Raw genomic sequence first — 26,682 nt, forward strand, 5'->3', positions numbered from 1 at the left:
GACGACCATGTACGAGAACCTCAAGAAGCTGTCGACGGACGGCGTCTCCATCTGGCTCGACGACCTGTCCCGGGACCGCATCCGCACCGGGAACCTGGCCGAGCTGATCCGGGACAAGCACGTCACCGGCGTCACCACCAACCCGACCATCTTCCAGAAGGCCATCTCCGGCTCCGACACCTACCAGGACCAGATCCGGGAACTGTCGGTCCGGCGCGTCTCGGTGGACGAGGCCATCCGGATGATCACCACCCGCGACGTACGCGACGCCGCGGACGTGCTGCGCCCGGTGTACGACCGGACCGGCGGCGTGGACGGCCGCGTCTCGATCGAGGTGGACCCGCGTCTGGCGCACCAGACCGAGGCCAGCATCGCCGAGGCCAAGCAGCTGGCGTGGCTGGTGGACCGCGACAACGTGCTGATCAAGATCCCGGCCACCAAGGCGGGCCTGCCGGCCATCACCGCGGTGCTGGCCGAGGGCATCAGCGTGAACGTCACGCTGATCTTCTCGCTCGAGCGCTACCGCGCGGTGATGGACGCGTTCGTCTCCGGCATCGAGCAGGCCAAGGCCAACGGGCACGACGTGTCCAAGATCCAGTCGGTGGCCTCGTTCTTCGTCTCGCGGGTGGACACCGAGATCGACAAGCGGCTCAGGGCGATCGGCTCGGACGAGGCCAAGGGCCTGCTGGGCAAGGCCGCGGTGGCCAACGCGCGACTGGCCTTCGAGGCGTTCGAGGAGGTCTTCTCCTCGGAGCGCTGGGCTCCGCTCAAGGCCGCCGGCGCCACCGCGCAGCGTCCGCTGTGGGCCTCGACCGGCGTGAAGGACCCGTCGTACAAGGACACCCTGTACGTCGACGACCTGATCGTGGCCGGCACCGTCAACACCATGCCGGAGGCCACGCTCGACGCCGAGGCCGACCACGGCTCCCCCAGCGGCGACGCGGTGCGCGGCACCTACGCGCAGGCCAAGCAGGTCATCGTGGACATCGAGGCCCTGGGCATCTCCTACGACGAGGTCGTGCAGGTGCTCGAGGACGAGGGCGTGGAGAAGTTCGAGGCCTCCTGGAACGAGCTGCTCACCGCGCTGAAGGCGGAGCTGGAGAAGGAGAGCGGCGCGTGAGCCGAAACGGGAAGAAGGACGCAGACGCCTTCGGTCCGTCCATCACGCACCGGCTGCTCGACGAGCTCGAGCACGGGAGCAACCTCTCCAACCCGCTGCGCGACGCGCAGGACCGGCGGCTGCCGCGGATCGCCGGGCCCTGCGGCCTGGTCATCTTCGGCGTCACCGGCGACCTGAGCCGCAAGAAGCTGATGCCGGCGATCTACGACCTGGCGAACCGGGGGCTGCTGCCCCCGGGCTTCGCCCTGGTCGGGTTCGCCCGGCGGGACTGGGCCGACCAGGACTTCGAGCAGGTGGTCTACGAGTCGGTCAAGGAGCACTCCCGGACCCCGTTCCGGGAGGAGGTGTGGAACCAGCTGTCCCAGGGCTTCCGCTTCGTCCCCGGCGAGTTCGGCGACCCGGAGGCGTTCGAGCAGCTCAAGTCGACGATCGACGAGCTCGACCGGCTGCGCGGGACCAACGGCAACCACGCCTTCTACCTGTCGGTACCGCCGAAGTTCTTCCCGAACGTGGTCAAGCAGCTCAAGGAGTCTGGTCTGTCCGACGGCGGCCCCGAGTCCTGGCGCCGGGTGGTCATCGAGAAGCCCTTCGGGCACGACCTGGCCAGCGCCAAGGAGCTCAACCGGGTGGTGGGCGAGGTCTTCTCGCCCAAGTCGGTCTTCCGGATCGACCACTACCTGGGCAAGGAGACGGTGCAGAACATCCTGGCGCTGCGTTTCGCCAACACGATGTTCGAGCCGATCTGGAACCGCAACTACGTCGACCACGTGCAGATCACCATGGCCGAGGACATCGGCATCGGTGGGCGCGCGGGGTACTACGACGGCATCGGCGCGGCCCGCGACGTCATCCAGAACCACCTGCTGCAGCTGCTCGCGCTGACCGCGATGGAGGAGCCCGGCTCCTTCGAGGCCGACTCGGTCTTCGCCGAGAAGGTCAAGGTGCTCTCGGCCGTGCAGCTGCCGGAGGACCTGGGCAAGCACAGCGTGCGCGGCCAGTACTCGGGCGGATGGCAGGGCGGCGAGAAGGTGCTCGGCTTCCTCGAGGAAGACGGCATCAACCCGAACTCCATCACCGACACCTACGCGGCGGTCAAGCTGGAGATCGACACCCGCCGCTGGGCCGGCGTGCCGTTCTACCTGCGCACCGGCAAGCGCCTCGGCCGGCGCGTGACGGAGATCGCGGTGGTCTTCCAGCGCGCTCCGCACCTGCCGTTCACCGACACCATGACCGAGGAGCTGGGCCAGAACGCGCTGGTCATCCGGGTACAGCCGGACGAGGGCGTGACGGTGCGGTTCGGCTCCAAGGTGCCGGGCACCTCGATGGAGGTGCGCGACGTGTCGATGGACTTCCAGTACGGCGAGGCGTTCACCGAGTCCTCCCCCGAGGCCTATGAGCGGCTCATCCTGGACGTCCTGCTCGGCGACCCGCCGCTGTTCCCGCGCAACGAGGAGGTCGAGCTCGGCTGGGAGATCCTCGACCCGATCGAGCAGTACTGGGCTTCCAACGGCAAGCCGGCCCAGTACGGCGCGGGCACCTGGGGACCGGCGGAGGCGGACGAGATGCTCGCCCTCGACGGACGTGTTTGGAGAAGGCCGTGATCATCGATCTGACCGATACGACCTCAGGCAAGATCGCCTCGACCCTGGTCGCGGCCCGGCACCGCAGCGGCACCCCGACCACCGGCGCCGTGCTCACCCTGGTCGTCTCGACCGAGGAGCGGCACCACTACGACGCGATGAAGGCGGCCGGACGCGCCGCCCGGGAGCACCCGGCCCGCATCATCATCGTGATCGGCCGCCCGGACACCGCGCGCACCCGGCTGGACGCCGAGGTGCGGGTGGGCGACGAGAACGGCCCGGGCGAGGTCATCGTGCTGCGCCTGTACGGCGAGCTGTCCGCGCACGCCGACTCGGTGGTGGTCCCGCTGCTGCTGCCGGACGTGCCGGTGGTGACCTGGTGGCCGGACGAGGGTCCGGACGCCCCGTCGAAGGACCCGCTCGGCGCCCTGGCGCAGCGGCGGATCACCGACGCGGCCGAGTACTACAAGCCGATGACCAAGCTCACCGCGCGGGCGGACGCGTACCAGTCCGGGGACACCGACCTGGCCTGGACCCGGCTGACCCCGTGGCGCTCCATGCTGGCCGCGGCGCTGGACCAGTTCCCGCGCCCGGTGAGCGCGGTGGCGGTCTCCGGCGAGGAGGGCAACCCCTCGGTGCGGGTGCTCGCGGTCTGGCTGCGCCAGCGCCTCGGCGTCCCGGTCACCCGGACCGCGGACGAGGGTCCCGGCATCACCTCGGTGGAGCTGATGACCCCGGACGGCCCGATCCGCCTGGACCGCCCGGACGGCGAACTGGCCACGCTCGCCATCCCCGGCCAGCCGGACCGCCCGGTGGCGCTCAAGCGCCGCGAGACGGCCGAGCTGATCGCGGAGGAGCTGCGCCGGCTGGACCAGGACGACGTCTACGCGCGGATGCTGGCCGAGGTCGCCGAGCCGTTCACCCAGCCGCTGCAGGTGGCCGGGCCGACGGTGGAGGCGGCCAGGAAGGCGGCCAAGGAGGCGCAGAAGCTGGGCGAGCCCGCCCCGGTGGTGGTCTCCGAGCAGGCCGAGGCCGAGGCCGGGGAGCTCGCCGAGCCGGCCGCCGCCGCGGACGAGGCCGCCCCGGCGAAGCCCGCGGCCAAGGCGCCGAAGGGGGAGTCGGCTTGACTGCCCCGGACGGTGGCCGCGGAGCCGGAACCCGCCGCATCCTCGTCCACCCGGACGGGCCGGTCCTGGCTCAGGCCGCGGCGGCGCGGCTGGTGACCAAGCTGGTCGACGTGCTCGCCGAGCGGGACGAGGCACACCTCGTGCTGACCGGCGGCACGATCGGCATCGGCATGCTGGCCGCGCTCGGCGGGCTGCCGCTGCGCGAGGCGGTGGACTGGAGCCGGGTGCACCTGTGGTGGGGCGACGAGCGCTTCCTGCCCACCGGCGACCCGGACCGCAACGACACCCAGGCCGTCGACGCGCTGCTGCGGCTGCTGCCGCTCGAGCCTGGCCGGGTGCACACGATGCCCGCCACCGACGGCCCGGACGGCGAGGACGCCGAGGCGGCGGCCGCGCGGTACGCCGGAGAGCTCGCCCGGTTCGCCCCGGCGGGCGCGGACGCCCCGGCGTTCGACGTGCTGCTGCTCGGCATGGGTCCGGACGGCCACATCGCCTCGCTCTTCCCGGAGCACCCGGGCACGCGCGAGACGGGCCCGTCGGCGATCGCGGTGCACAACTCCCCCAAGCCGCCGCCGAACCGGATCTCGCTGACCTTCCGGGTGATCCAGCAGGCGCGCGAGGTGTGGGTGATCGCGTCCGGCGCGGAGAAGGCCAAGCCCGCGGCCCTGGCCCTGTCCGGCACCGTCGACCAGACGGTGATCCCGGCGACCGGCGCCCACGGCACCGAGGCCACGCTCTGGCTGCTCGACCGGGCCGGCGCGGCGGAGCTCGGCTGAGCCGGTCCCCCGCGTCGCCCCCGAGACGAGCAATCCCCCGTCGCGCCACCCGGCGCACGGGGGATTTCCCGCGTGCGCCCTAGACGGCAAAGTTTGCCAAGTGTACATTTTTCGGTATGGCAGAGACAGTGACACTCACCGACGCACGCACCCGCCTCGGAAACCTCGTCGCCAAGTCGCACCACGGCGGCGAGATCATCACCATCACCCAGCACGGCACCCCCGTCGCCGCGATCGTGCCCTACGAGGTACTCGAGTACTTCCGCCGCAGGGAGGACGAGGCCGACGTCGCCCTGGCCGAGCAGATACTGGCCGAGGACGACAAGACCGTTCCGCACGACGAGGTGGCCAAGCTGCTGGGTGAGGTCTAGGTGCCGCGTCACAAAGATCGGGAATCCGACGAGGAACAGCGCAAGACGTACTGGATCGACTGGAAGCCGGCCGCGATCGACGCCGCGACCATGCTGCATCAGGAGGACAAGCTCGGCGCGCAGCTCGTCCTCGCCGCCGTGTACGAGCTCGGCGACAACCCGCGCCCCGGCAACAGCGCCAACCTGGGCCGAGGCGGGCTGCGCAGGCTTCTGCTCGGCTACTACCGGGTGCTCTACAAGGTCTCGGACAAGAACAGCACCGTGACGGTCATCATGGTGGCCAAGGCGCCGCACCCGCAGTGATCACCCGGCCCGTCGGCGAACTGACGACGCGTCGGCGACGGGGCCGTGCGCACGTTCGGGTGACGCGGCGCCGCCCCGGGCCAGGACTCAGGCCGCTGCGAGCGGCTTGGGCTCCCACTCGAGCCAGGCGCCGTGCATCCCGGCCGCGCCGAGCCGGTAGAGCCGCTCGCGCCCGCCGAGGTAGACGACCGCGCCGAGCACCTCGTGCACGTCGTGGCCCGGCTCCACGGCCGGATCGGGGGCGCCGCTGAACAGGCCGAGCCCGATCCGGAAGTTCTCCTTGACCACGAACACCAGGTCGCGGCGCGAGCCGAGCTCGCGGATCAGCGTGACCAGCTCCGCCCGTCCCTCCGGGGACCAGTGCGGCAGGCTGTTGGAGACGAACACGCACGGCACCGCGTTGTCCGCCACCGATTCCACCGCGTCGCCGAGGATGCGCAGCGCATCGCCCTTGCGCAGCCGCACCGGCCGCCGGGCCGCGTGCTCGAGCGCCGCGTCCAGCCGTTCCCTGCGCTCGAGGTGCTCGGGCCACAGCAGTGCCCGCAGCCAGGCGCGCGCCTGCGGATCGTCCGGGTTGAGCGGGTTGAGGTCGAGACCGACCCGCGAGGAGACCCGCAGTTCCTTGGCCACGAACGGCGCGAGCTGCTCCGGCCGGCACGCACCGCGCATCTCGCAGTGCAGCGGCGGGACGCCGTCGGCCTCGGCCGCGCCGCCCGGCACCACCGTGCCGTCGGCGAACTCGTAGCGGTAGTCGTACCGGTCCGCGTGCAGCAGCAGCCCCGCGCTCGGCCCGATCTCGATCAGTCCGAGCGGACGGCGGGTGGCCGCGCGCACCCAGCCGAAGGCCGGGAACAGCTGCGCGCTGCGCCGTACCTCATTGGTCTGCGTCTCGCCGGTGGCCAGCAGCGGGTCGATCTCGGCGCGATGGGCCGTGACGAACCGCGCGAAGGTCTCGGTCAGCGCCTCGTCGGGCACGCGCGTGCCGCCGAGCGAGGGGTAGTACGCGGCGAGCGGATCCTCGGGGTGGTCGAACAGCACCCGCTGCACCGAGGCGAAAAGCAGGTTGGGGATGCGCTGGCGCACCGGAGCCTGGGCGAGCACGTCGGTGAAGGCACCACCGGCGGCGACGTCGTCGGAGACGTACTGGGACAGGACGGTGTAGAGCGGGGAGCTCTCGCGCACCTCGCGGTCAACGAAGATCTCGAACCTGCGCGACGTCACGTCCCAATCCGTCATGGGCTGATCCTATCCGGCGGCGCCGCGCCGCCGGCCCGAGCTCGCATCCGTGAGCGGCCCGTATCGCCCGCATTGCCCGTGCGCGCGCCCTGAAACCTTCGCGACGGCAGCACGAATACCGCCCGCGCGAGCGCACGGGCGGTACGGGAGGGGTGAATCAGGGCCGGATCAGACCTCGCCGCGCAGCTTGGCCAGCGCCTCGGCCAGAATGGCCTCGCCGTCCTCGTTGCTGCGGCGCTCGCGCACGTAGGCCAGGTGCGTCTTGTAGGGCTCGGTGCGCGGCGGCGCCGGCGGGTTGTCGCGGTCCGGGCCTGCCGGGAAACCGCAGCGCGGGCAGTCCCAGTTCTCCGGGATCGCCGCATCGCTGGCGAAGCTCGGCCGGGTCTCGTGCCCGTTGCAGCAGTAGAAGGTGATCCAGACGCGCGGCGCGGTGTCGCCCCGCTCGGCCTCGCCCATCGGGCCCGCGCCGACCCGGCTGCCGCGAATCGCGTTGCCACTAGCCACTTTTATCCGTCTCCCTGCCGCTTGCGCACCACATGGTCCCACCGCGCCCGTACAAGGCGCGATGCACCAGTGTACGAGCGATAGGTCAGACGCGGGTGCGCATCCCCCCGGTTCCCCCCGTCGCCGGTATCAGACAAAACGAACATCTGCCTACTTGTAGGCGATTCCGATGCCGACGATGCAGGCCAGCCAGATGATCGAAAGCACGATCGTGATGCGGTCGAGGTTCTTCTCCACCACCGAGGATCCGCCGTGCTGGGAGGTGAAGCCGCCGCCGAACATGTCCGAAAGGCCGCCGCCCTTGCCCTTGTGCAGCAGGATGAACAGGATCAGCAGCAGGCTGGTGAGACCCAGGACGATCTCAAGACCGAGGACCACGGGGTTCTTCTCTCTCGACATGCATGACTGCGGACGGTGACGCTCACGAGCGCGTAGCCCAGAAGGGCGGCCCGCACCCAGTGAGCGCGGACCGCCCCAGCCTACCGGGCCGGACGGCTCGCGACCAGTGGCGGTCGGGAGCCGGGCCGCGGCGGGCCGGGAAGCGGTCCGGGGGGACTCAGACGGACTTGGCCTGCTCGCGGAAGCGGACGATGCGCACGAAGTCCTCCGGGTCCAGCGAGGCACCGCCGATCAGCGCGCCGTCGATGTCCTTCTCCGCCATGATCCCGGCGGCGTTCGAGCCCTTGACCGAACCGCCGTACAGGATGCGGGTGGCCTCGGCGGTCTCGCCGTCGTAGAGCTCGCCGAGCAGCTCGCGGATGGCGCCGATGACCTCCTGCGCGTCGGCCGGGGTGGCCACCTCGCCGGTGCCGATCGCCCAGACCGGCTCGTAGGCCAGCACGCTCGCGCGCACCTCGGCCGCGGTCAGGCCGGCCAGCGAGCCGCGCACCTGGTCCAGCACGTACGCGACGTGCCGGCCCTCCTTGCGGATCTCCAGGGCCTCGCCGATGCACACGATCGGCGCGATGCCGCGCTTGAGCGCCGCCTTGGCCTTCGCCGCCACCAGCGCGTCGTCCTCGCCGTGGTACTGGCGCCGCTCGGAGTGCCCCACCGCGACGAACGCGCACTTGAGCGTGCTGAGCATGGCCGCGGACACCTCGCCGGTGTACGCGCCCGACTCGTGCACCGAGACGTCCTGCGCGCCGAACTTGACCGCCAGCTTCTCGCCGTCGATCAGGGTCTGGACCGAGCGCAGGTCGGTGAACGGCACGAGCACCGCCACCTCGACCGCGGCGAAGTCCTTCTCGTTCAGGCCGTAGGCGATCTTCTGGACGTGGGCGATGGCCTCGAGGTGGTTGAGGTTCATCTTCCAGTTGCCCGCCATCAACGGGGTGCGCGAACTAGACATGTGCTTTCAGCCTTCCAGAACGGTGATACCGGGCAGAGCCTTGCCCTCGAGGTACTCGAGCGACGCGCCGCCGCCGGTGGAGATGTGGCCGAACGCGTTCTCGTCGAAGCCGAGCGCGCGCACCGCCGCGGCCGAGTCGCCGCCGCCGACCACGGTGAAGCCGGGCGAGTCGAGCAGGCCCTGGGCCACGGCCCGGGTGCCGGCCGCGTACGGCTCCATCTCGAACACGCCCATCGGGCCGTTCCAGAAGACGGTGCGCGCGTCGGCCAGCTTGGCCGCGAACAGCTTGCCGGACTCCGGGCCGATGTCCAGGCCGAGCCGGTCGGCCGGGATCGCGTCGGCCGCGACCACGTCGTGCTCGGCGTCCGCGGCGAACGCGGTGGCCGCGACGATGTCCACCGGCAGCACGATCTCGACGCCGCTGTCCTTGGCCCGCTCCAGGTAGCCCACGACCGTCTCGAGCTGGTCCGCCTCGAGCAGGGACTTGCCGACCTCGTGGCCCTGGGCCTTGAGGAAGGTGAAGACCATGCCGCCGCCGATCAGGATCCGGTCGGCCTTGTCGAGCAGGTTGTCGATGACCCCGAGCTTGTCCGAGACCTTGGAGCCGCCGAGCACGACCACGTACGGGCGCTCCACCTCCTCGGTCAGCTTCTTGAGCACGCCGAGCTCGGTGGAGATCAGGTAGCCGGCCGCGTTCGGCAGGTCCTCGGCCACGTCGTAGACCGAGGCGTGCCGGCGGTGCACCGCGCCGAAGCCGTCCGAGACGAACAGGTCGGCGAAGGCCGCGAGCTGGTCCGCGAACCGGCCGCGCTCCACCGCGTCCTTGCTGGTCTCGGCCGGGTTGAACCGGACGTTCTCGAGCAGCGCGATCTCGCCCTCGCCGAGCGCGGCGACGGTGGCCTTGGCCGAGTCCCCGATGGTGTCGGTGGCGAAGGCGACCGGCTTGCCGAGCAGCTCGCCGAGCCGCGCGGCGACCGGGGCGAGCGAGTACTTGGCGTCGGCCTCGGGGTCCACGCCCTTGGGCCGGCCGAGGTGGGCGGTCACGATGACCTTGGCGCCGCGCTCGAGCAGGGCCTTGAGCGTGGGCACCGAGGCGCGGATGCGTCCGTCGTCGGTGATGCGGGTGCCGTCGAGCGGCACGTTGAGGTCGGCGCGCACGAGCACGCGCTTGCCGGCGACGTCGAGGTCGTCAATGGTCTTCATTCATGCCTTCTTCAGGGGTCTGCCGGATGAAGAGTGCTGAACCAGACGCAGGCCCGCACGACGCGGTACGTCGTACGGGCCTGTGGTGCTGCATCAGCGGGCGCTGCTTCAGAGCGAGGCGCCGACGAGCGTGATGAGGTCGATGAGGCGGTTGGAGTAGCCCCACTCGTTGTCGTACCAGCCGACGACCTTGACCTGGTCGCCCTGGGCGATGGTCAGGGTGGAGTCGAAGATGCAGGAGGACGGGTCGGTGACGATGTCCGAAGAGACGATCTCGTCCTCGTTGTACTTCAGGAAGCCCTTGAGCGGGCCCTCGGCCGCGGCCTTCTTGAACGCGGCGTTGACCTCGTCCTTGGTGACCTCGCGGGAGAGGCTCACGGTCAGGTCGGTGATCGAGCCGGTGGGCACCGGCACGCGCAGCGCGAAGCCGTCCAGCTTGCCCTTGACCTCCGGGATGACCAGCGAGATGGCCTTGGCGGCACCGGTGGAGGCCGGGATCACCGAGAGGTTCGCGGCCCGGGCGCGGCGCAGGTCGATGGTGCCCTTGCGGGTCAGCGCGATCTGGTCCTGCAGCTGCTGCTCGGTGGTGTAGGCGTGGACCGTGGTCATCAGGCCCTTTTCGATGCCGAACTCGTCCAGCAGCACCTTGACCAGCGGGGCCAGGCAGTTGGTGGTGCAGGAGGCGTTGGACAGCACGTGCTGGGTGGCCGCGTCGTACTCGCCCTCGTTGACGCCCATCACGATGGTCTTGGCGTCACCGGTGGCCGGGGCCGAGATGATGACCTTCTTGGCGCCCGCCTCGAGGTGCTTGGCGGCGTCGTCGGCGTTGGTGAAGAGGCCGGTGGACTCGACGACGACGTCGACCGCCAGCTCCTTCCACGGCAGGGCGGCCGGGTCGCGCTCGGCGATGACCTTGATGGCCTTGCCGTTGATGACCAGCGAGTCTTCCGTGGCCTCGACGGAGCCCGGGAAGCGGCCGAGCACCGAGTCGTACTTCAGGAAGTGGGCCAGGATCTTCGGGCTGGCGAGGTCGTTGATGCCGACGATCTCGATGTCGGCGCCCGAGGCCACGGTGGCCCGGAAGAAGTTGCGGCCGATCCGGCCGAAGCCGTTGATGCCAACGCGGACAGTCACGAAGGTCTCCTCGCTCAAGCACCACCCCGCTGGCGGCGTCACCGCCTGGTGGTGCGGGTGAATCCAACTCCAGGATGCTCTCTCAACCTACAGGTCCCCCGTGGCGCGGGGCCAACCGGCCCGGTATGTGGAACTACCCGTCGGTAGCCGTGCGGCGGTGCGTGACGGCCGCCGAGACCATACGAGGTTTGGTATCCACATATGTCCGACAGGGACACGCGGACCTGCGCCGACGTCGCCGATCGCGGGCACCGCCGCGCGGACCGGACCCGCGCCGGCCGATACCGGGTCAGGTACCGATCAGAGCCCGGATATACCCGGGGCGGTGCGTCCGGCCGGGCGCGCCGCCACCTCACCGCCTCGCCGCCCGCGCTACTCCGCCACGCCCGCCGCGGCGAACAGCTCCGGCGTCAGGCACGCCTCCGTCCCCGGCACGCCGATGTCGGCGGCCCGGCGGTCGGCCAGGGCGAGCAGGCGCCGGATCCGGCCGGCCACCGCGTCCTTGGTCAGCGGCGGCTCGGCCAGCGCGCCGAGCTCCTCCAGCGAGGCCTGCCGGTGCTCCAGGCGCAGCCGCCCGGCCAGGGCCAGGTGCTCCGGCGCGGACTCGCCCAGGATCTCCAGCGCCCGGCCCACCCGCGCGCCGGCGGCCACCGCGGCCCGGGCCGAGCGGCGCAGGTTCGCGTCGTCGAAGTTGGCCAGCCGGTTCGCCGTGGCCCGCACCTCGCGGCGCATCCGGCGCTCCTCCCAGGCCAGCACCGAGTCGTGCGCGCCGAGCCGGGTGAGCAGCGCGCCGATGGCGTCGCCGTCGCGCACCACGACCCGCTCCACCCCGCGCACCTCGCGGTTCTTCGCGCTCACCCCGAGTCTGCGGGCCGCGCCGACCAGGGCGAGCGCGGCCTCCTGCCCGGGACAGGTGATCTCCAGCGCGCTCGAGCGCCCCGGCTCGGTGAGCGAGCCGTGGGCCAGGAACGCGCCGCGCCAGGCGGACTCGGCGTCGCACACGGAGCCGGCCACCACCTGCGGCGGCAGCCCGCGCACGGGGTGCCCGCGCCCGTCCACCAGGCCGGTCTGGCGGGCCAGCGCCTCGCCGTCGCGCACCACCCGCACCACGTAGCGGCTCGCCCGGCGCAGGCCGCCCGGGGCGATCACCCCGAGCTCCGAGGCGTGCCCGTAGATCTCGGCGACGTTCTTGCGCAGCCGGCGGGCCGCGGCCGCGGCGTCGAGCTCCGCTTCGATCACGATCCGCCCCTGTACCAGGTGGATCGAACCGGCGAGCCGGAGCAGGGTCGCGGTCTCCGCCTTGCGGCAGCAGGGCTTGACCACCGTGAGTCTGCTCAGCTCGTCTTTGACCGCCGCGGTCATCGCCATGGGAACGCGGCCTCCTTCGATGCGGATCGGGCGCGGGACGGGGTTGTAACGGATTGCGCAACAGGTTGCGCCTGTCCAGGTTAACCGCCGGTGACGGCCCGTGGCCGCCGTTACGCCGCCGGATCACCGCCAGGGATGACCCTCGGACGGGTCATTGGGCCGAGGACGGGTCCCAGACCCGCCCTGGCGTACCTTGGCGTAGGCGCCGCCGGCCCGGCTCGGGACGGTGCGGGCCGATGTCGCGGCGCAGGTCACGGGTCGGCGCGGAACGTACCCCGGCGGCTTGCGGCGGGGCGTGCCACACCGCCGCGGACGCGGTCGCGGATCAGCCGCGTTCGTCGATGATGCTCGAGATGGCCCGGGCGAGGCGCACCGGGTCGTGGAACGGCAGATCGCCGTCCGCCGCCACCGCCGCCGTGTGCACGCGGGCGCCGACCAGCGCGGCGACCTCCTCGAGCTTGCGGGCCTCGTGGGCGCCGCGGACCGAGGTCGGGTCCACCAGGACCGCGTCCAGCCGCAGCCCGGGGGCGTGCGCGGCGAGTACCTCGACGTGGTCGGCCGGAGTGAACCCGTCCGTCTCCCCCGCCTGCGGCACCAGGTTGAGCACCAGCATCCGCCGGGCGTCGGTGCGCAGCAGCGCGGAGGCCAGCTCGGGCACCAGCAGGTGCGGCAGCACGCTGGTGAACCACGAGCCGGGCCCGAGTATGGCCCAGTCCGCCGCGTCGATCGCGGCCACCGCCTCGGGCACGGCCGGCGGGGACTGCGGCAGCAGCCGGACCGAGAGCACCTCGCCCGGGGTCTTGGCCAGCGAGTGCTGCCCGCGCACGGTGCTCAGCTCCAGCGGCCGGCCCGGGTCCACCCCGCGCACCACCGCCTCGATCTCCAGCGGCACCCCGGCCATCGGCAGCACCCGTCCGCGGGCGCCGAGCAGCCGGGCCACCCAGTCCAGCGCCGCGACCGGCTCGCCGAGCTCCTCCCACAGCGCCGTGATCAGCAGGTTGCCCAGGGCGTGCCCGGACAGGTTCCCGTTGCCGCCGAAGCGGTGCTGCAGCGCGCGGGCCCAGGTGCGGCCCCACTCGTCGTCCCCGCACAGCGCGGCCAGCGCCATCCGCAGGTCCCCGGGCGGCAGGCCGCCGAGCTCGCTGCGGATCCGGCCGCTCGAGCCGCCGTCGTCGGCCACGGTGACGATCGCGGTGAGCCGATCGGTCAGCCGCCGCAGCGCGGACAGGCAGGCGTGCATGCCGTGGCCGCCGCCGAAGGCCACCACCCGCCTGCCGGTCTCGCCCTCCCCGGCGTCCCGCTGCGTGTGCTCGTGGGCCTTACCGGTCCCGCCGTCTCGCTGTGCGCTCACTCACGTCCTACGTCCCGGTGGACCACGGTCGTGTCCACGCCATCGCCGATCAGCCGCGCCGCGAACTGCTCGGCCATCGCGACGCTGCGGTGCTTCCCGCCGGTGCACCCTACCGCAAGGGTGACGTACCGTTTGCCCTCTTTGCGGTACCCCGTGGTGATGATCCGCAGGGTCTCGCCGAAGGACTCGAGCAGCTCTTTCGCCCCCGGCTGGGCCAGCACGTACGCGCTCACGTCCGGGTCGAGGCCGGTGTGCGGCCGCAGCTCCGGCACCCAGTGGGGGTTGGGCAGGAAGCGTACGTCGAGTACGAGGTCTGCGTCCACCGGCAGCCCGTACTTGAAGCCGAAGGACATCACCGTCGCCCGCAGCTCGCCCTCGCCGCCCTCGCGCCCGAAGGTGCGCTCCAGGGCCGCGCGCAGCTCGTGCACGTTGCGGCTGGAGGTGTCGATGACCAGGTCGGCCTCGCCGCGCAGCTCGCGCAGCAGCTCCCGCTCCCGGTCGATGCCGTCGGTGATCCGCCCCTCGCCCTGCAGCGGGTGCGGCCGTCGCACGTTCTCGAACCTGCGCACCAGCACGTCGTCGGCCGACTCCAGGAAGACGATGCGGTGGCGCAGCCCGGTGGCCTCTATGTGTGCCAGCGCCTCGTGCAGGTGCTCGAAGAACGAGCGCCCGCGCACGTCCACGACCACCGCGATCCGCGGCACCGAGCCCTGGGTGCGCGCCGCGAGGTCGACCATGGTGGCGATCAGGCTGGGCGGGAGGTTGTCCACCACGAACCAGCCGAGGTCCTCGAGTACCTTGGCCGCGGTCGAGCGCCCGGCTCCGGACATGCCCGAGATCACCACGAGCTCGGGCGGTTCGGGCGCCGCCTCGCTCTCCGGAACGCTCATGTGGTCCGCCTTTCCCCCTGGACGACTGCCGACTGCCGGCTGCTCGCCGGGGCGGTCGCGCACCGGCCGGTCACGAGTCTATGTCCCTTTCGATTCACTTTCCGCCATCTTCGCGAAGACCCCGTTTCGTCGTTCTCAGTTTCCGTCATCTTCCACAAGCTCCCCCGTCGCGGTGTTGACCGCGGCCGGCCGGCTCGACGTACGCGCCCGCGCGGCGATCGCCTCGTGCAGCGACTTCGCCGTGCCCAGGCCGAGACCGGGCACCTCGGCCAGCTGCTCCACCGAGGCCGCGCGCACCGCCTTGACCGAGCCGAAGTGCTTGAGCAGGGCCTTGCGACGCACGTCGCCGAGCCCTGGGATGCCCTCGAGCAGGCTGCCGCCGGTCATCGCCTTCGAGCGGCGCTGGCGGTGGAAGGTGATGGCGAAGCGGTGGGCCTCGTCGCGCACCCGCTGGAGCAGGTAGAGGGCCTCGCTGGTGCGCGGCAGGATGACCGGGTCGTCCTGGCCGGGCAGCCAGATCTCCTCCATCCGCTTGGCCATGCCGGCCACCGCCACGTCCTCGATGCCGAGCTCGGCCAGCGCCCGCGCGGCCGCCGCCACCTGCGGCGCACCGCCGTCGACGAGCACGAGCTGGGGCGGGTAGGCGCTGCGGCTGAGCGGCTTGTCCACGCCCGCGGCCTCGTCCTCCTCGGTCAACGTGTCCGCGACCGGGCCGGCCGCCGCGCGGGCGAGGCGTGCGTGCGCCGTCGCGGTCCGCGCGACTTCGCCTTCGCCGTCCCCGTCTCCGCCGCCGGGCAGCAGGGCTTCGCCGGACCTGGAGGCCTCGGCCAGGTAGCGCTTGAACCGGCGGCTGATCACCTCGTGCATGGAGCGCACGTCGTCCTGGCCCTGCACCGTCTTGATGGTGAAGCGGCGGTACTCGGACTTGCGCGGCAGGGCGTCTTCGAACACGACCATGGACGCGACCACCTCGGCGCCCTGGGTGTGCGAGATGTCGTAGCACTCGATCCGCAGCGGCGCCTGGTCCATCTCGAGGGCTTCGGCGATGTCCTCGAGCGCCTGCCCACGGGTCGTCAGGTCCGAGGCCCGCTTGGTCTTGTGCAGCGCCAGGGACTGCTTCGCGTTGCGCTCCACCGTCTCCATCAGGGTCCGCTTGTCCCCGCGCTGCGGCACCCGCAGCTCGACGCCGTGGCCGCGCAGGGTGCCGAGCCAGGCCTGGACCGTCGCGGAGTCCTCCGGCAGCGCCGGGACCAGGATCTCGCGGGGCACGGCCTCGGGCTCCTGGTCGCCGTAGAGCTGCTGCAGGAACTGTCCGACCAGGCCGCCGGTGTCGATGTCCTCGACCTTCTCCACCACCCAGCCGCGCTGCCCGCGCACCCGCCCGTCGCGCACGTGGAAGACCTGCACCGCCGCCTCGAGCTCGTCCTCGCAGATCCCGACCACGTCCGCGTCGGTCCCGTCGCCGAGCACGATCGCGTTGCGCTCCATCGCCCGCTGCAGCGCGCCGAGGTCGTCGCGCAGCCGGGCCGCCTTCTCGAACTCGAGGTCCGCCGCGGCCTGCTTCATCTCCCGCTCGAGCCGCCGGGTGAACGCGGCCGTCTGCCCGGCCATGAAGGAGCAGAAGTCCTGCGCGATCTGCCGGTGCTCCTCGGGGCTCACCCGTCCGACGCAGGGCGCGGAGCACTTGCCGATGTAGCCGAGCAGGCAGGGCCGGTCCGAGAGCTGCGCCCGGCGGAAGACGCCCTGGGAGCAGCTGCGCATGGGGAAGACCCGCAGCAGGGCGTCGACCGTCTCGCGGATCGCCCAGGCGTGCGCGTACGGCCCGAAGTAGCGCACGCCCTTCTTCTTGGGCCCGCGCATCACCTGCACCCGCGGGAACTGCTCGTTGAGCGTGACCGCGAGGCTCGGGTAGGACTTGTCGTCCCGGTAGCGCACGTTGAACCGGGGGTCGAACTCCTTGATCCAGGAGTACTCGAGGGCGAGCGCCTCGACCTCGTTCGCCACCACCGTCCACTCGACGCTCGAGGCCGTGGTGACCATGGTCTGGGTGCGCGGGTGCAGCGAGGTGAGCGGCTGGAAGTAGTTGGCCAGGCGCGCGCGCAGGTTCTTGGCCTTGCCCACGTAGACGACGCGGCCGTACGGGTCGCGGAACCTGTAGACACCCGGCTGGGTCGGGATGGACCCCGTCGCCGGGCGATAGCTCGTCGGATCGCTCACGCCGTCAGCCTACGGCGTAGCACCGACAGCGGGTCCGGGCGGGCGGCGGGGCCGGTTCGGCGCTCCGGGCGGGCGGTCGCCGCCCAGGCGGCAGCGCGGCCCGCCCGGAACGCGCGATCTCAGGACTCGAGGATGATGTCCGATCCGCTCACGGTGATGTTCTTGGCGGCCAGCGCCTGGGTGGCCGGGCCGGTGATGACCGAGCCGTCCTTGGCGCTGTACTGCGAACCGTGGCAGGGGCACTGGATGACGTTGTTGGTCACCGAGGTGACCGGGCAGCCCTGGTGGGTACAGATGGAGCTGAACGCCTTGTACGTGCCGGACTCGGGCTGGGTGACCACGACGCTGGCGTCGGTGTCGATGAAGCCGCCGCCCACCGGCACCTTCGCGGTGGTGGTGAGGGTGGATCCGGCGCTCGCGGTGTCGGCGGCGGTCACATTCTGTGCGCCGGCCCCCTGCGCCATGCTGTTGCTGCTGGCGCAGGCGGCGGCGGTGACGCCGACGCCGGCCACGGCGACCCCGAGGGCGGTGGCGCGCAGCATCGTGCGCCGGTCTGCGGTCGGGGCGGGCTTGGTCTCTTCGGCCATCGGTGAGGGCTCCTCGTCCGTGGGTGCGCGCCGAGTGCCCGGGCGGGTCCGGACGGTCCGGGCGGCACACGTTGTACGACGCGTCAGGCTACCCGCCCCGGCTGAAGAGGGTTCGAACCGGGTCCCGGGCGGGCACCGTCGACGTCAGGTCGCCTCTCACACGGACGGGCCCGCCGCGCGGTTCAATGCGCGCGGCGGGCACGTCCGCGGACGGGTCCGTATTCCCCCGCTGTGCTCCGTTCTGCCCGCTTCCTGATCGTTCCCTGATCGCTCCCCGTCCGGTTCTCGCCGGCTCAGCCGAGCAGTTCCTTGAGGAACTTTCCGGTGTAGGACTCCGGGTGCTGCGCGACCTCCTCGGGCGTGCCCTCGGCCACCACCAGGCCGCCGCCCCGGCCGCCCTCCGGGCCCATGTCCACCAGCCAGTCGGCGGTCTTGATCACGTCCAGGTTGTGCTCGATCACGATCACCGAGTTGCCCGCGTCGACCAGCCGTCCGAGCACGCCGAGGAGCTTGCGGATGTCCTCGAAGTGCAGGCCGGTGGTCGGCTCGTCCAGCACGTACACGGTGCGGCCGGTGGAGCGGCGCTGGAGCTCGGCGGCGAGCTTGACCCGCTGCGCCTCGCCGCCGGACAGGGTGGTCGCGCTCTGGCCCAGCCGGACGTAGCCGAGGCCGACGTCGTCGAGGGTGCGCAGGTGCCGGGCGATGCCGGGGATGGCCTCGAAGAACTCGACCGCCTCGGCCACCGGCATGCTCAGCACGTCGGCGATGGTCTTGCCCTTGTAGTGCACCTCGAGCGTCTGCTCGTTGTAGCGGCGGCCGTGGCAGACCTCGCAGGGCACGTACACGTCCGGCAGGAAGTTCATCTCGATCTTGATCGTGCCGTCGCCCTGGCAGTTCTCGCAGCGCCCGCCCTTGACGTTGAAGGAGAAGCGCCCGGGCAGGTACCCGCGCACCTTCGCCTCGCTGGTCTCCGCGAACAGCCGGCGGACGTGGTCGAACACGCCGGTGTAGGTGGCCGGGTTGGACCGCGGGGTGCGCCCGATCGGGGACTGGTCGACGTGCACCACCTTGTCGAGGTGCTCGACCCCGTCCACCCGGGTGTGCCGGCCCGGGACCTTGCGCGCGCCGTTGAGCTCGCGCGCGAGGTGGGTGTAGAGGATGTCGTTGACCAGGGTGGACTTGCCGGATCCGGAGACGCCGGTGACCGCGACGAAGCAGCCGAGCGGGAAGCTGACGTCCACGTCCCTGAGGTTGTGCTCGCGCGCGCCGTGCACGGTGAGCACCCGCTTGCGGTCCACCGGGCGGCGCTGGGCCGGGACCTCGATCCGCATCCGGCCGGAGAGGTAGGCGCCGGTGAGCGAGTCCTCGGACTCGAGCAGGTCCGAGACCGGGCCGGAGACCACCACGTGGCCGCCGTGCTCGCCCGCGCCAGGGCCGATGTCCACCACCCAGTCGGCGATCTTGATGGTGTCCTCGTCGTGTTCGACCACGATCAGGGTGTTGCCGAGGTTGCGCAGCCGCACCAGGGTCTCGATGAGCCGGTGGTTGTCGCGCTGGTGCAGGCCGATGGACGGCTCGTCCAGCACGTAGAGCACGCCGACCAGTCCCGAGCCGATCTGGGTGGCCAGCCGGATGCGCTGCGCCTCACCGCCGGCCAGGGTGGCCGAGGCGCGGTCCAGCGAGAGGTAGTCGAGGCCCACGTCGACGAGGAACTGCAGCCGCTCGTTGACCTCCTTGAGCACCCGCGCCGCGATCTGCGCCTCGCGCTTGCCCAGCTTGAGCTCGCGCAGCCAGGTGGCGCACTCGCCGACCGGGAGCCCGGCCACCTCGGCGATGGACTTGCCGCCCTCGGTGTACTCGCCCTTGGTGTGTCCGCCGAGGGTGGCGGCGAGCACGAGCGGCTTGAGCCGGGTGCCGTTGCAGGCCGGGCAGGGCGCCTCGCGCATGTAGCCGGCGTACTTCTCCCGCGAGCTGTCCGACTCGGCCTCGGTGTGGCGGCGCTCGATCCACGGGATGACGCCCTCGAAGCCGGTCGAGTAGCTGCGGGTGCGGCCGAAGCGGTTGGTGTAGCTGACCGTGACCTTGTGCTTGTGGCCGTGCAGGATGGCCTTGCGGGCCTTGGCCGGGAGCTTGTTGAACGGGGCGTCGAGGTCGAAGCCGAGTTCGCCGGCGAGCCCCTCGAGCAGGTGCCCGAAGTAGTCGGCGGCCTGGCCGGTGGAGGACCAGGGCGCGATCGCGCCGCCGGCCACGCTCAGCTCCGGGTCCGGGATGATCAGCTCTTCGTCCACCTCCATCCGGATGCCGAGGCCGGTGCACTCCGGGCAGGCGCCGAAGGGGGAGTTGAAGGAGAACGAGCGCGGCTCGAGCTCCTCGAAGGACAGGTCGTCGTACGGGCAGTACAGGTGCTCGGAGTACATCCGCTCGCGGTGCGGGTCGTCCTCGGCCAGGTCCACGAAGTCGAGCGTGATCATGCCGCCGGCCAGCCGCAGCGCCGTCTCGATCGAGTCGGTCAGCCGGCGCTTGGCCGAGCTCTTGACCGCGAGCCGGTCGATCACGACCTCGACGGTGTGCTTCTCCTGCTTCTTGAGCGTCGGCGGCTCGGTGAGCTGGATGAGCACCCCGTCCACCCGGGCCCGGCTGTAGCCCTTGGTCTGCAGCTCGCTGAACAGCTCGGCGTACTCGCCCTTACGCTCGCGCACCACCGGCGCCAGGATCTGGAACCGGGTGCCCTCCTCGAGCTCGAGCACCCGCTCGACGATCTGCTGCGGACTCTGCCGGGAGATGATCCGCTTGCACTCGGGACAGTGCGCCTTGCCCGCGCGGGCGTAGAGCAGCCGCAGGTAGTCGTAGACCTCGGTGATGGTGCCCACGGTCGAGCGCGGGTTCTTCGAGGTGGACTTCTGGTCGATGGACACCGCCGGGGACAGTCCCTCGATGAAGTCCACGTCGGGCTTGTCCATCTGGCCGAGGAACTGGCGCGCGTAGGCCGAGAGCGACTCGACGTAGCGGCGCTGGCCCTCGGCGAAGATCGTGTCGAAGGCGAGCGAGGACTTGCCCGAGCCGGACAGGCCGGTGAAGACGATCAGGGCGTCCCTCGGCAGGTCGAGCGAGACGTCTTTGAGGTTGTGCTCGCGCGCACCTCGGACGATCAACTTGTCCGCCACTGCTCTGCTCCCTGGATTCGACTGGTCTGACCTGCGACGTCGCCCGCTGCCTCGAACCCCGGTGGAAGGCGGCGCCACTCCAGAACCATCGTAGGCGGGCCCACCGACAGAAACGGTCCGTCCGGACGAACCGGCATCAGGCCGCATGGCGCACGAGCCGCCGAGTGCGCCAGAGTAGAGCCATGGCAACCGAAGCGAGCCCCGCCGCGCCCGCGGCGGCCGTGCCCGATCCGACCGAGACCCTCGCCCGCGTGGTCGAGTCCACGGCCCACCTCCTGGCCACCGCCGAGCAGTTCGACGACGCGGCGGTCCGGGAGCCCTCGCTGCTCCCGGGCTGGAGCCGAGGCCACGTCCTGACCCACCTCGCCCGCAACGCCGACGCCCTGGTCCGCCTGATGACCTGGGCCGCGACCGGCACGGTGACCCCCATGTACACCTCCCCCGAGGCCCGCGAGGACGAGATCGAGGCGGGTGTCGGACGTTCGGCCGAGCAGCTGCTGACGGATCTGCGCGAGTCCTGCGAGCGCTTCGCCGTGCAGGCCGCGCGGCTGGGCCCGGACCAGTGGAGCGTCCCGATCGAAGGCCGCCGCGGCGGCCCGCAGCCGGCCGCCTGGGTGCTGTGGTGGCGGCTGGAGGAGGTGCTGGTGCACCACGTCGACCTGGACGCGGCCTATTCGCCGGCGCACTGGCCGAGCACCTTCACCGAGCCCGAGCTGGCCATGGTGGCGGCGAGGTTCAACAACCCGGTGTTCACCGAGGACTCCCCCGCCTTCCGCCTGCACGCCGAGGACGGCGACGCCGACGCCTGGTACGGAGTGCACTGCGACCCGCAGGACACCACGGCCCCCCTGGTGCGCGGCCCGTCCGCGGCACTGATCGCCTGGCTGATCGGCCGCAGCAACGGCGACGGCCTGAACGTGGAGCCCCACGGCGCCCTGCCGAAGCCCCCGGAGTGGAAGTAAAAAGGCCCGGCCAGGCCCGAAGGTAAGAACGTACGAGCGTAAGCCGAAGGTAAGAACGTACGACTGTAAGAACGTCGGAACGTAGGAGATATGCAGCAGTCGACGACGATGCGTCAGATGCGTCGGTGGCGAGAGGAAAAGAACGGCCAGTGAACTACCACGGAAACGTGACGGTCGGCGGCCCCCCGGACGTCAGAGAACTGCCGGCGCTGGTGATCACGAAGGTCGCCGTCGGCCCGTTCGACAACAATGCGTACCTGCTGCGCTGCCGCGACACCGGCGAGCAGCTGCTGATCGACGCCGCGAACGAGCCGGAGACCCTGATCCGCCTGGTCAACGGCTCCCTCGCCGCCGTCGTGACCACCCACCGCCACGGCGACCACTGGCAGGCCCTGCCCGAACTCGTAGCCGCCACCGGCGCCCACACCTACGCCGGCCGCTACGACGCCGAAGCCATCCCCGCCCCCATCGACACCCTGCTCGACGACGGCGACACCATCCGCGTAGGCCGGGTGGAACTGCGCGCCACCCACCTCGTCGGCCACACCCCCGGCTCCATCGCCCTGCTCTACGACGACCCCAAGGGCCACCCGCACCTGTTCACCGGCGACTGCCTGTTCCCAGGAGGTCCGGGAAAGACAACAAATCCGGAGGACTTCACGAGTCTGATGGACGGGATCGAAGAGAAGGTCTTCGGTGTCCTGCCTGATGAGACGTGGGTCTATCCGGGCCACGGGAGCGACACGACGCTCGGCGATGAACGGCCGAAGATCGCGGAGTGGAGGGCCCGCGGCTGGTAATCGATCCCCGGACCGCACCAGGAGCCTAAGGCGAAGGGCGGTCGACATGAGCGGCATCACGGACACGCGTGGTGCCGCTTTGTGCTGCCTGGACCTGGGCGTCTCGCCCTGACAACTATGCGGCCCCGGCCGGTGCTACCAACACCGAGCCAGGGCCTAGATCTCAGACCTATGTGGAGGTCCAGGACCGTGAACAGCATTGTGTCGTCTGACGCCCTCGGCGTCATCTCCGGCCTCGTCGACGGCGTCGTCCCGGCGCCCGAGCAGCGCGAGCACTTCCCCGTCATTATCTGGGTGCCGGACGCGAACTTCGACTTCGAGCTGTTCAAGCGCCGCTGCTCGACGTACGTCATGGGCGCCGAGGACGAGTACATCGAGGCGATCCTCGAGGGCTGCGAGCTGCTGCACGACGAGATCCAGGCACGCGGCCGGCTCCTGACGGACATGGAGCAGCCCGAGGTCACCCGGAAGATCGCCGAGGCGAACCGGCAGCTCAGGCCCCTGGTGACACTGCTCGAAGAAGCGCACGTCGCGTTCCAGCACCACAAGCACGGCAAGGCCATCTCGCAGCTGACCGTGGAGAACGTCAAGCTCGGGCGCACGCGCGCCGTGCACCAGATCGTCTCGACGCAGGCCCCGACGAAGGACTCGATCCCCCGGGACGTCACCCGCAACTGCAGCAACGGCCTGGCCTTCGCCGTCGGCGATCATGTGGCCAACGACGCGCTACTGGGCCAGGGGGCATACAGGGGCGGACACCGGGCGACCGAGCTCCTGCCGGGCGTGGACCGGGGCGTGTGCCTGGCGAAGGGTTTGTCGGGGGCGCGCAGCGAACTGACGCAGGTGCACTTCATCTCCATCACGCGGGAACTCGACGAGCTCACACCGCTGATCGACCGGGCAGTGGACGCGGTGCGCGACTACGACGCGTCCGCGCTGGCCGTGCCGACACACCTCGAGCGGCGAGACCTGCTCGCCGACCTGGGCGCGGTCCTCGATGGCGACGTCGACCCGGTTCCAATCGCGGATCTCCCGCGCCGGCTGCGGGAGTTCGCGCCGAAGTGGCCGGCCTACCAGAACCTGACGGGCACGGCGCCGGTGAAGCTGCTCGCCGATCTCGGGGTCACGGTTCCCTCGACCGGCAACCAGTTCCCGCTCGACCCGGCCGCGGTGCGTCGCGCGCTGGCCGAGAGGGACGCCGAGGACGACTGAGCGCGCGGGTTAGATCGCTCGATTCCGAGTTAGATCCGTAACCTAACGATAGATCAAATAGTTAACACCGCTGGTCAGGGCGAATGAACCGAGTTAGCCCACCGGCGCTGGTTAGGCCGGCCGTCCGCAAGGCCCCGGAAACGCGGGTTCGCGGACAGCCGGCCGACCTACCTAACCCCGACTCCCAGGAAGACGCGACCATGACCGAGACCGAGATCACCACCGGCGCCCAGCGCGCCCAGACCGACACCGCCGAGCCGACCCTGACCGTCAGCGAACTGCGTGCCCTGCTCCAGGACGCCACCGCGTACGCCACCGCGAACCGCCCCGTCGTGCTGCACGCGCCCGCCGAACCCGCCACGGCCCCGCAGACGGCAGCAGCCGGCCACCCGGGCGCGCCGTCACCTACCCGGCCACGGTGACCGAGCAGGCCCCGCCGGTACCGTCCCGCCGGCTGTTCACGCGGCCCGAGCTCATCTTCGCCTGCGGCTTCAGCGCCGCCCTCTCAACCGTCCTCGCCGGCATCGCGGCCAGCATCATGGACTCGCCCATGCCGTTCGTCGCCGCCGCGGTCGGCGGGATCGGCACCTCGGTCGGCGCGGCCGTCGTCATGACCGGCGACGACGACCGGGCGCAGCTGAAGTCGTGGCGCGAGTACCGGCGAGGCGGTGGACAGCGGTGAATCCGAACGAGAAGAACCCGCTCATCTGCTGCTACCTGTTCACCGCGCTGGCCGTGGTCGGTATCCTCGGCATCTTCGCCACCTCCGCGTCCACGGCCGCCGTGGTGCTGTTCGTCGGCGCGTTCGCAGGCGTCATCGCGTCTACCGCAGCGCTCGTCCAGGTCGAGCAGGGCGCCCAGCGGCCGGCCAGCCGGTCCGGCTGACGAAACGGCGGATTCTGTCAGCAGACGGGCGTATTGTCGGACCAACTCACTTCGCCCTGCGGCCAGACGCCGCGGACGCACGGAACGGCCCCCGGCGAGTGGATGCGCGGGGGCCGTTCCGCGTCCATCGTCAGGCAGTGCGCTCGGCGCTACGGCGCCGGGACAAGACGCCACTGGGACGTCTCGTCACCGCAGTAACCGGTGGTGATAAGCCTGCCGTAGTCACTTTTCAGGCAGCCATCGAAGGAGTCGAAGCGCACACTGCCGGACCCGTCGTCGACCTGGAACCAGTCCTGGCCGGGCCTTGCCCCACACCGCGCCCCGATGAGCGGAATGCCGGGAGCCGGTGCCTGCACCGTGAGACACTCGCGGCTGTCGCGGTTGACCAGGTTGACACCTCTCTCGGACGGCGCCAGTTCCCAGACCTGTCCCGGGGTCTCGTCGCGCGGGGCGAGGCTGATCGGGCCGTACGGGAGTGCGGTCAGCACGTTCCCGGGCCTCGCGACGGATTCGAGGATGTAGCGCGGCGGGTCGCCGGCTGCTGCGGATGCGGGGGCGAGCAGGCCGGTGGCGCAGGAGGCGCCGGCGATGGCCGTGAGCGCGAGACCGCGCTTGATCACAGGTTTCATGATCGACTTTGTAGCGCGGGTACCGCATCGGCCAGTGGACGACTGTCCCCGGGTCGCCTGAACGGGTAGCCGGCTACGCCGAGCGAACCAGCGCTCGCCGTCGCCCGGATCGCCGCTGGTCGCCAAGCTTCCCGGCGCCGGGAAGTGGTGCGGCCCACGCGGGCACGGGCTCGCCCACCTCGCCGACGCAGGCTCGCGCCCAGGCCGACCGGGCGGTTCGATGGGCCCATGGGTCAGAAGTCGGGGTACGGCACCGTGCGGCAAAGCCCAGTCACGGGCGCGTCTCGAATCCGCGAATCTGAACCCTGCGACGCGCCCAGCCCCTACGATCCGCTCCATGACCGAATCCCAGGAGCAGCGCAAGCCCGGCATCGACGAGTTCCCGTCCGACCGCTCCCAGCTTGCAAACCTCACGCCCGAAGAACGCAGCGCGATCTACCTGAACTCGATCCGCAAGTCGATGGCGTTCTTCGTGTTCCTCGCGGTCGTGGGGATCGCCCTCAGTTTCGCCGCCATGCTCAAACACTGATCGTCAGTCGACGTGCGCGCGGGCCGCAGCAACTGCCTCGGTGTACAACTCGGTCGTGAGCGCGGCCGGCCCGATCTCGAGGTCGAGCAGTAGCGCCCGCAGGTCGTCGAGCGCGGCAGTCATCTCCGCCTCGTCCTCGACCATCGTCTCGACCTCCAGGAATGTCCCGTCGAGTTCGGGCACCCGGACCACGGTCGCGAGCACCTTCCGGCCGGCCGGAGTCGAGATCCGGTAGTTCGCGCACTGCTTCGTGAACGCGATGAACGGCGCGTAGCCGAGTCCTTCGAGGATCGCGGCGATGGCGGCCGGGTCCGCGATGCGCGTCTCGGCCTCCGCCTTCGAACCGGTCGCCTCGTCGAGGACCGGCCCCTTGAAGGTCAGCACCGTACGCGCCACGTCCTCGGTGGTGACGGTACGCACCCTCAGTTCCCGCCCCCCGACCGTCAGGGCGCCGTCACGGTCGTAGTACGCATCCCGGTAGGTCGCCCGCTCCGGCGTGCCCGCCGCGGCCCCGAGAACGGCGTGCAACGCGTCCGGGTCGGCCACGCGGGCCTTGAGTTCCGCCTCGATCATGCGCGCTCCGTTTCCTCAGATGACCTGCTCGGCGTCGTCCAGCACCTGCTCCACCACCGCCGAGAACGCCCGGTACAGCGTGCCGTCGACCCGCTCGGGCAGCCGGTAGACCGGCGAGTGGTGGCCTTCGCGCAACGTGTCGAAGATGCCGACGAACATGCTCGCGCCGGCGTGGAAGATGCGCCAGACCGGGCGCGTCCGGTACTGCCACACCTCGAGCTCGAGCCCGGGCAGCGCCTTGAGGTCGCGGAGCTCGAGCATGGAGAACGCGGCGGCCTGAGCGAACGATTCGGGGGTCTCGCCGATCTGGCGTGCACGCGCGTGCGCGGCCGGGCATGGGGATCGAGCACCATCACCCGGAGTGACAGGCCGCCGATTCGCTCGAGCGTGAGCGGGCCGCGCAATAGCCCGTCGTTGAGGCCGAGCACGCCAAGTCCCCTGACCGCGAGCACGTCGAGAGATCAGCGCGGTGTCCCACGATGACTCCCGGCCCGGTCGTCCATCCCTACCGGCCGGGCCGGGCCCATGGCCGCCGGGGCGGCGTCGGCGCCGGCGGTCTCCGCGCTGGGCACCACGAAATGGGCTCCTCGCAGACAACTGTCTGAGAGGAGCCCGCTGTCGAGGACGGAGCCGCGATCCGTCTTTACTCGCAGAACTGCATGATGCCGTCGGTGTTGGAGCGGCCCCAGCCGAGCTCATCCTCGATCCACCGAGCTGATTGCAGAGCGCTGATTTTCTGCCGTTTCGGTCGGTGGGGCGGCTTTGCGGGCAGGGGTGATCGCCGGGTGGCCGTCCGGGCGGGTTCTCCTGGGT

28 protein-coding genes are annotated in these 26,682 nt (G+C 71.1%); 13 read left to right on the forward strand and 15 right to left on the reverse strand.

Annotated elements, in window-relative coordinates; translation table 11 throughout:
• Nucleotides 1-7: 7 nt before the first annotated feature.
• From tal to KDL01_RS05865, 6 genes are all read left to right on the forward strand, one after another.
• On the forward strand, nt 8-1,120 hold the full coding sequence (gene tal / locus KDL01_RS05840) for a transaldolase (protein WP_212527295.1): 1,113 nt from the start codon (nt 8-10) through the stop codon (nt 1,118-1,120).
• Nucleotides 1,121-1,173: 53 nt separating this feature from the next.
• Nucleotides 1,174-2,721, forward strand: coding sequence for a glucose-6-phosphate dehydrogenase (gene zwf / locus KDL01_RS05845; RefSeq protein ID WP_246576014.1), 1,548 nt, complete (start codon nt 1,174-1,176; stop codon nt 2,719-2,721).
• Complete coding sequence (gene opcA / locus KDL01_RS05850) at nt 2,718-3,827, forward strand: glucose-6-phosphate dehydrogenase assembly protein OpcA (RefSeq protein WP_212527296.1); 1,110 nt, start codon at nt 2,718-2,720, stop codon at nt 3,825-3,827. Before zwf ends, opcA begins: the two co-directional genes overlap by 4 nt.
• Complete coding sequence (gene pgl, locus KDL01_RS05855; RefSeq protein WP_246576006.1) at nt 3,824-4,603, forward strand: 6-phosphogluconolactonase; 780 nt, start codon at nt 3,824-3,826, stop codon at nt 4,601-4,603. The genes opcA and pgl overlap by 4 nt, the downstream gene beginning before the upstream one ends.
• A 116-nt stretch (nt 4,604-4,719) precedes the next feature.
• Nucleotides 4,720-4,974: a type II toxin-antitoxin system Phd/YefM family antitoxin gene (locus KDL01_RS05860; RefSeq protein WP_212527297.1), complete on the forward strand. Its 255-nt coding sequence runs from the start codon at nt 4,720-4,722 to the stop codon at nt 4,972-4,974.
• Nucleotides 4,975-5,277, forward strand: coding sequence for a type II toxin-antitoxin system RelE/ParE family toxin (locus KDL01_RS05865; protein ID WP_212527298.1), 303 nt, complete (start codon nt 4,975-4,977; stop codon nt 5,275-5,277).
• Between the two features lie 87 nt (nt 5,278-5,364).
• On the opposite strand, the gene KDL01_RS05870 is transcribed toward KDL01_RS05865, so the two are convergent.
• The 12 genes from KDL01_RS05870 to uvrA form a co-directional block, all read right to left on the reverse strand.
• Entirely contained in the window at nt 5,365-6,513 is a 1,149-nt protein-coding gene (locus KDL01_RS05870) for a DUF2332 domain-containing protein (RefSeq protein WP_212527299.1), read from the reverse strand.
• A 168-nt stretch (nt 6,514-6,681) separates the two neighbouring features.
• Nucleotides 6,682-7,017 (reverse strand): RNA polymerase-binding protein RbpA, encoded by a 336-nt coding sequence (locus KDL01_RS05875; RefSeq protein ID WP_212527300.1) that lies wholly within the window; start codon nt 7,015-7,017, stop codon nt 6,682-6,684.
• Nucleotides 7,018-7,167: 150 nt separating this feature from the next.
• Nucleotides 7,168-7,395, reverse strand: a complete 228-nt coding sequence (secG, locus tag KDL01_RS05880; RefSeq protein ID WP_307846128.1) for a preprotein translocase subunit SecG — start codon at nt 7,393-7,395, stop codon at nt 7,168-7,170.
• A gap of 178 nt (nt 7,396-7,573) precedes the next feature.
• The gene (tpiA, locus tag KDL01_RS05885; protein WP_212527302.1) at nt 7,574-8,365 is read right to left on the reverse strand and encodes a triose-phosphate isomerase; all 792 of its coding nucleotides are present in this window, start codon (nt 8,363-8,365) and stop codon (nt 7,574-7,576) included.
• A gap of 6 nt (nt 8,366-8,371) precedes the next feature.
• Nucleotides 8,372-9,568, reverse strand: a complete 1,197-nt coding sequence (locus tag KDL01_RS05890; protein ID WP_212527303.1) for a phosphoglycerate kinase — start codon at nt 9,566-9,568, stop codon at nt 8,372-8,374.
• Nucleotides 9,569-9,676: 108 nt separating this feature from the next.
• Nucleotides 9,677-10,702, reverse strand: a complete 1,026-nt coding sequence (gene gap, locus KDL01_RS05895) for a type I glyceraldehyde-3-phosphate dehydrogenase (RefSeq protein WP_212527304.1) — start codon at nt 10,700-10,702, stop codon at nt 9,677-9,679.
• A gap of 372 nt (nt 10,703-11,074) precedes the next feature.
• Nucleotides 11,075-12,070, reverse strand: a complete 996-nt coding sequence (gene whiA / locus KDL01_RS05900) for a DNA-binding protein WhiA (protein WP_212527305.1) — start codon at nt 12,068-12,070, stop codon at nt 11,075-11,077.
• A gap of 325 nt (nt 12,071-12,395) precedes the next feature.
• Nucleotides 12,396-13,310 (reverse strand): gluconeogenesis factor YvcK family protein, encoded by a 915-nt coding sequence (locus KDL01_RS05905; protein ID WP_212527324.1) that lies wholly within the window; start codon nt 13,308-13,310, stop codon nt 12,396-12,398.
• Nucleotides 13,311-13,417: 107 nt separating this feature from the next.
• Nucleotides 13,418-14,311 carry an RNase adapter RapZ gene (gene rapZ, locus KDL01_RS05910; RefSeq protein ID WP_212527306.1) on the reverse strand — a complete coding sequence of 298 codons (894 nt, stop codon included), beginning with the start codon at nt 14,309-14,311 and terminating at the stop codon, nt 13,418-13,420.
• 135 nt (nt 14,312-14,446) lie between these two features.
• Nucleotides 14,447-16,528: an excinuclease ABC subunit UvrC gene (gene uvrC, locus KDL01_RS05915; protein ID WP_212527307.1), complete on the reverse strand. Its 2,082-nt coding sequence runs from the start codon at nt 16,526-16,528 to the stop codon at nt 14,447-14,449.
• Between the two features lie 119 nt (nt 16,529-16,647).
• Entirely contained in the window at nt 16,648-17,115 is a 468-nt protein-coding gene (locus tag KDL01_RS05920) for a Rieske (2Fe-2S) protein (RefSeq protein WP_212527308.1), read from the reverse strand.
• A 293-nt stretch (nt 17,116-17,408) separates the two neighbouring features.
• Nucleotides 17,409-20,279 (reverse strand): excinuclease ABC subunit UvrA, encoded by a 2,871-nt coding sequence (gene uvrA / locus KDL01_RS05925; protein ID WP_307846126.1) that lies wholly within the window; start codon nt 20,277-20,279, stop codon nt 17,409-17,411.
• Between the two features lie 182 nt (nt 20,280-20,461).
• On the opposite strand from uvrA, the gene KDL01_RS05930 reads away from it, so the two are divergent.
• The 6 genes from KDL01_RS05930 to KDL01_RS05955 all read left to right on the forward strand — a co-directional run bounded on the left by KDL01_RS05930 (nt 20,462) and on the right by KDL01_RS05955 (nt 24,138).
• Nucleotides 20,462-21,241: a maleylpyruvate isomerase family mycothiol-dependent enzyme gene (locus KDL01_RS05930; protein WP_212527309.1), complete on the forward strand. Its 780-nt coding sequence runs from the start codon at nt 20,462-20,464 to the stop codon at nt 21,239-21,241.
• Between the two features lie 149 nt (nt 21,242-21,390).
• Entirely contained in the window at nt 21,391-22,041 is a 651-nt protein-coding gene (locus KDL01_RS05935; RefSeq protein WP_212527310.1) for an MBL fold metallo-hydrolase, read from the forward strand.
• Nucleotides 22,042-22,230: 189 nt separating this feature from the next.
• A complete protein-coding gene (locus KDL01_RS05940) occupies nt 22,231-23,253 on the forward strand; it encodes a hypothetical protein (RefSeq protein WP_212527311.1) in 1,023 nt (340 codons plus the stop codon).
• A gap of 200 nt (nt 23,254-23,453) precedes the next feature.
• Nucleotides 23,454-23,675, forward strand: a complete 222-nt coding sequence (locus KDL01_RS05945) for a hypothetical protein (RefSeq protein ID WP_212527312.1) — start codon at nt 23,454-23,456, stop codon at nt 23,673-23,675.
• Nucleotides 23,672-23,935, forward strand: a complete 264-nt coding sequence (locus tag KDL01_RS05950) for a hypothetical protein (protein ID WP_212527313.1) — start codon at nt 23,672-23,674, stop codon at nt 23,933-23,935. The genes KDL01_RS05945 and KDL01_RS05950 overlap by 4 nt, the downstream gene beginning before the upstream one ends.
• A complete protein-coding gene (locus KDL01_RS05955; protein ID WP_212527314.1) occupies nt 23,932-24,138 on the forward strand; it encodes a hypothetical protein in 207 nt (68 codons plus the stop codon). Before KDL01_RS05950 ends, KDL01_RS05955 begins: the two co-directional genes overlap by 4 nt.
• A 149-nt stretch (nt 24,139-24,287) precedes the next feature.
• Here the strand turns inward: KDL01_RS05955 and KDL01_RS05960 are convergent, their stop codons facing one another.
• Complete coding sequence (locus KDL01_RS05960; RefSeq protein WP_212527315.1) at nt 24,288-24,767, reverse strand: RICIN domain-containing protein; 480 nt, start codon at nt 24,765-24,767, stop codon at nt 24,288-24,290.
• Nucleotides 24,768-25,104: 337 nt separating this feature from the next.
• Between KDL01_RS05960 and KDL01_RS05965 the strand changes: the two genes are divergently transcribed.
• Entirely contained in the window at nt 25,105-25,296 is a 192-nt protein-coding gene (locus KDL01_RS05965) for a hypothetical protein (protein WP_212527316.1), read from the forward strand.
• 3 nt (nt 25,297-25,299) lie between these two features.
• Here KDL01_RS05965 and KDL01_RS05970 read toward each other — a convergent pair whose 3' ends face one another.
• Together KDL01_RS05970 and KDL01_RS05975 are read right to left on the reverse strand one after the other, a co-directional pair.
• The gene (locus KDL01_RS05970; RefSeq protein ID WP_212527317.1) at nt 25,300-25,869 is read right to left on the reverse strand and encodes a class IV adenylate cyclase; all 570 of its coding nucleotides are present in this window, start codon (nt 25,867-25,869) and stop codon (nt 25,300-25,302) included.
• Between the two features lie 15 nt (nt 25,870-25,884).
• Nucleotides 25,885-26,130, reverse strand: a complete 246-nt coding sequence (locus tag KDL01_RS05975; protein WP_212527318.1) for a hypothetical protein — start codon at nt 26,128-26,130, stop codon at nt 25,885-25,887.
• Between the last annotated feature and the right edge of the window lie 552 nt (nt 26,131-26,682).

This window comes from Actinospica durhamensis, assembly GCF_018139695.1.
GTDB classification, from domain to species: Bacteria; Actinomycetota; Actinomycetes; order Streptomycetales; family Catenulisporaceae; genus Actinospica; species Actinospica durhamensis.

What these genes read in the sequence shown, in the direction of transcription:
- rapZ (WP_212527306.1), bottom strand. Translation starts at nt 14,311, where the DNA reads ATGAGCGTTCCGGAGAGCGAGGCGGCGCCCGAACCGCCCGAGCTCGTG.
- KDL01_RS05860 (WP_212527297.1), top strand. Translation starts at nt 4,720, where the DNA reads ATGGCAGAGACAGTGACACTCACCGACGCACGCACCCGCCTCGGAAAC.
- KDL01_RS05960 (WP_212527315.1), bottom strand. Translation starts at nt 24,767, where the DNA reads ATGAAACCTGTGATCAAGCGCGGTCTCGCGCTCACGGCCATCGCCGGC.
- KDL01_RS05890 (WP_212527303.1), bottom strand. Translation starts at nt 9,568, where the DNA reads ATGAAGACCATTGACGACCTCGACGTCGCCGGCAAGCGCGTGCTCGTG.
- KDL01_RS05945 (WP_212527312.1), top strand. Translation starts at nt 23,454, where the DNA reads ATGACCGAGACCGAGATCACCACCGGCGCCCAGCGCGCCCAGACCGAC.
- KDL01_RS05965 (WP_212527316.1), top strand. Translation starts at nt 25,105, where the DNA reads ATGACCGAATCCCAGGAGCAGCGCAAGCCCGGCATCGACGAGTTCCCG.
- tpiA (WP_212527302.1), bottom strand. Translation starts at nt 8,365, where the DNA reads ATGTCTAGTTCGCGCACCCCGTTGATGGCGGGCAACTGGAAGATGAAC.
- KDL01_RS05870 (WP_212527299.1), bottom strand. Translation starts at nt 6,513, where the DNA reads ATGACGGATTGGGACGTGACGTCGCGCAGGTTCGAGATCTTCGTTGAC.
- KDL01_RS05920 (WP_212527308.1), bottom strand. Translation starts at nt 17,115, where the DNA reads ATGGCCGAAGAGACCAAGCCCGCCCCGACCGCAGACCGGCGCACGATG.
- KDL01_RS05905 (WP_212527324.1), bottom strand. Translation starts at nt 13,310, where the DNA reads ATGCACGCCTGCCTGTCCGCGCTGCGGCGGCTGACCGATCGGCTCACC.
- KDL01_RS05970 (WP_212527317.1), bottom strand. Translation starts at nt 25,869, where the DNA reads ATGATCGAGGCGGAACTCAAGGCCCGCGTGGCCGACCCGGACGCGTTG.
- KDL01_RS05930 (WP_212527309.1), top strand. Translation starts at nt 20,462, where the DNA reads ATGGCAACCGAAGCGAGCCCCGCCGCGCCCGCGGCGGCCGTGCCCGAT.
- tal (WP_212527295.1), top strand. Translation starts at nt 8, where the DNA reads ATGTACGAGAACCTCAAGAAGCTGTCGACGGACGGCGTCTCCATCTGG.
- whiA (WP_212527305.1), bottom strand. Translation starts at nt 12,070, where the DNA reads ATGGCGATGACCGCGGCGGTCAAAGACGAGCTGAGCAGACTCACGGTG.
- KDL01_RS05975 (WP_212527318.1), bottom strand. Translation starts at nt 26,130, where the DNA reads ATGCTCGAGCTCCGCGACCTCAAGGCGCTGCCCGGGCTCGAGCTCGAG.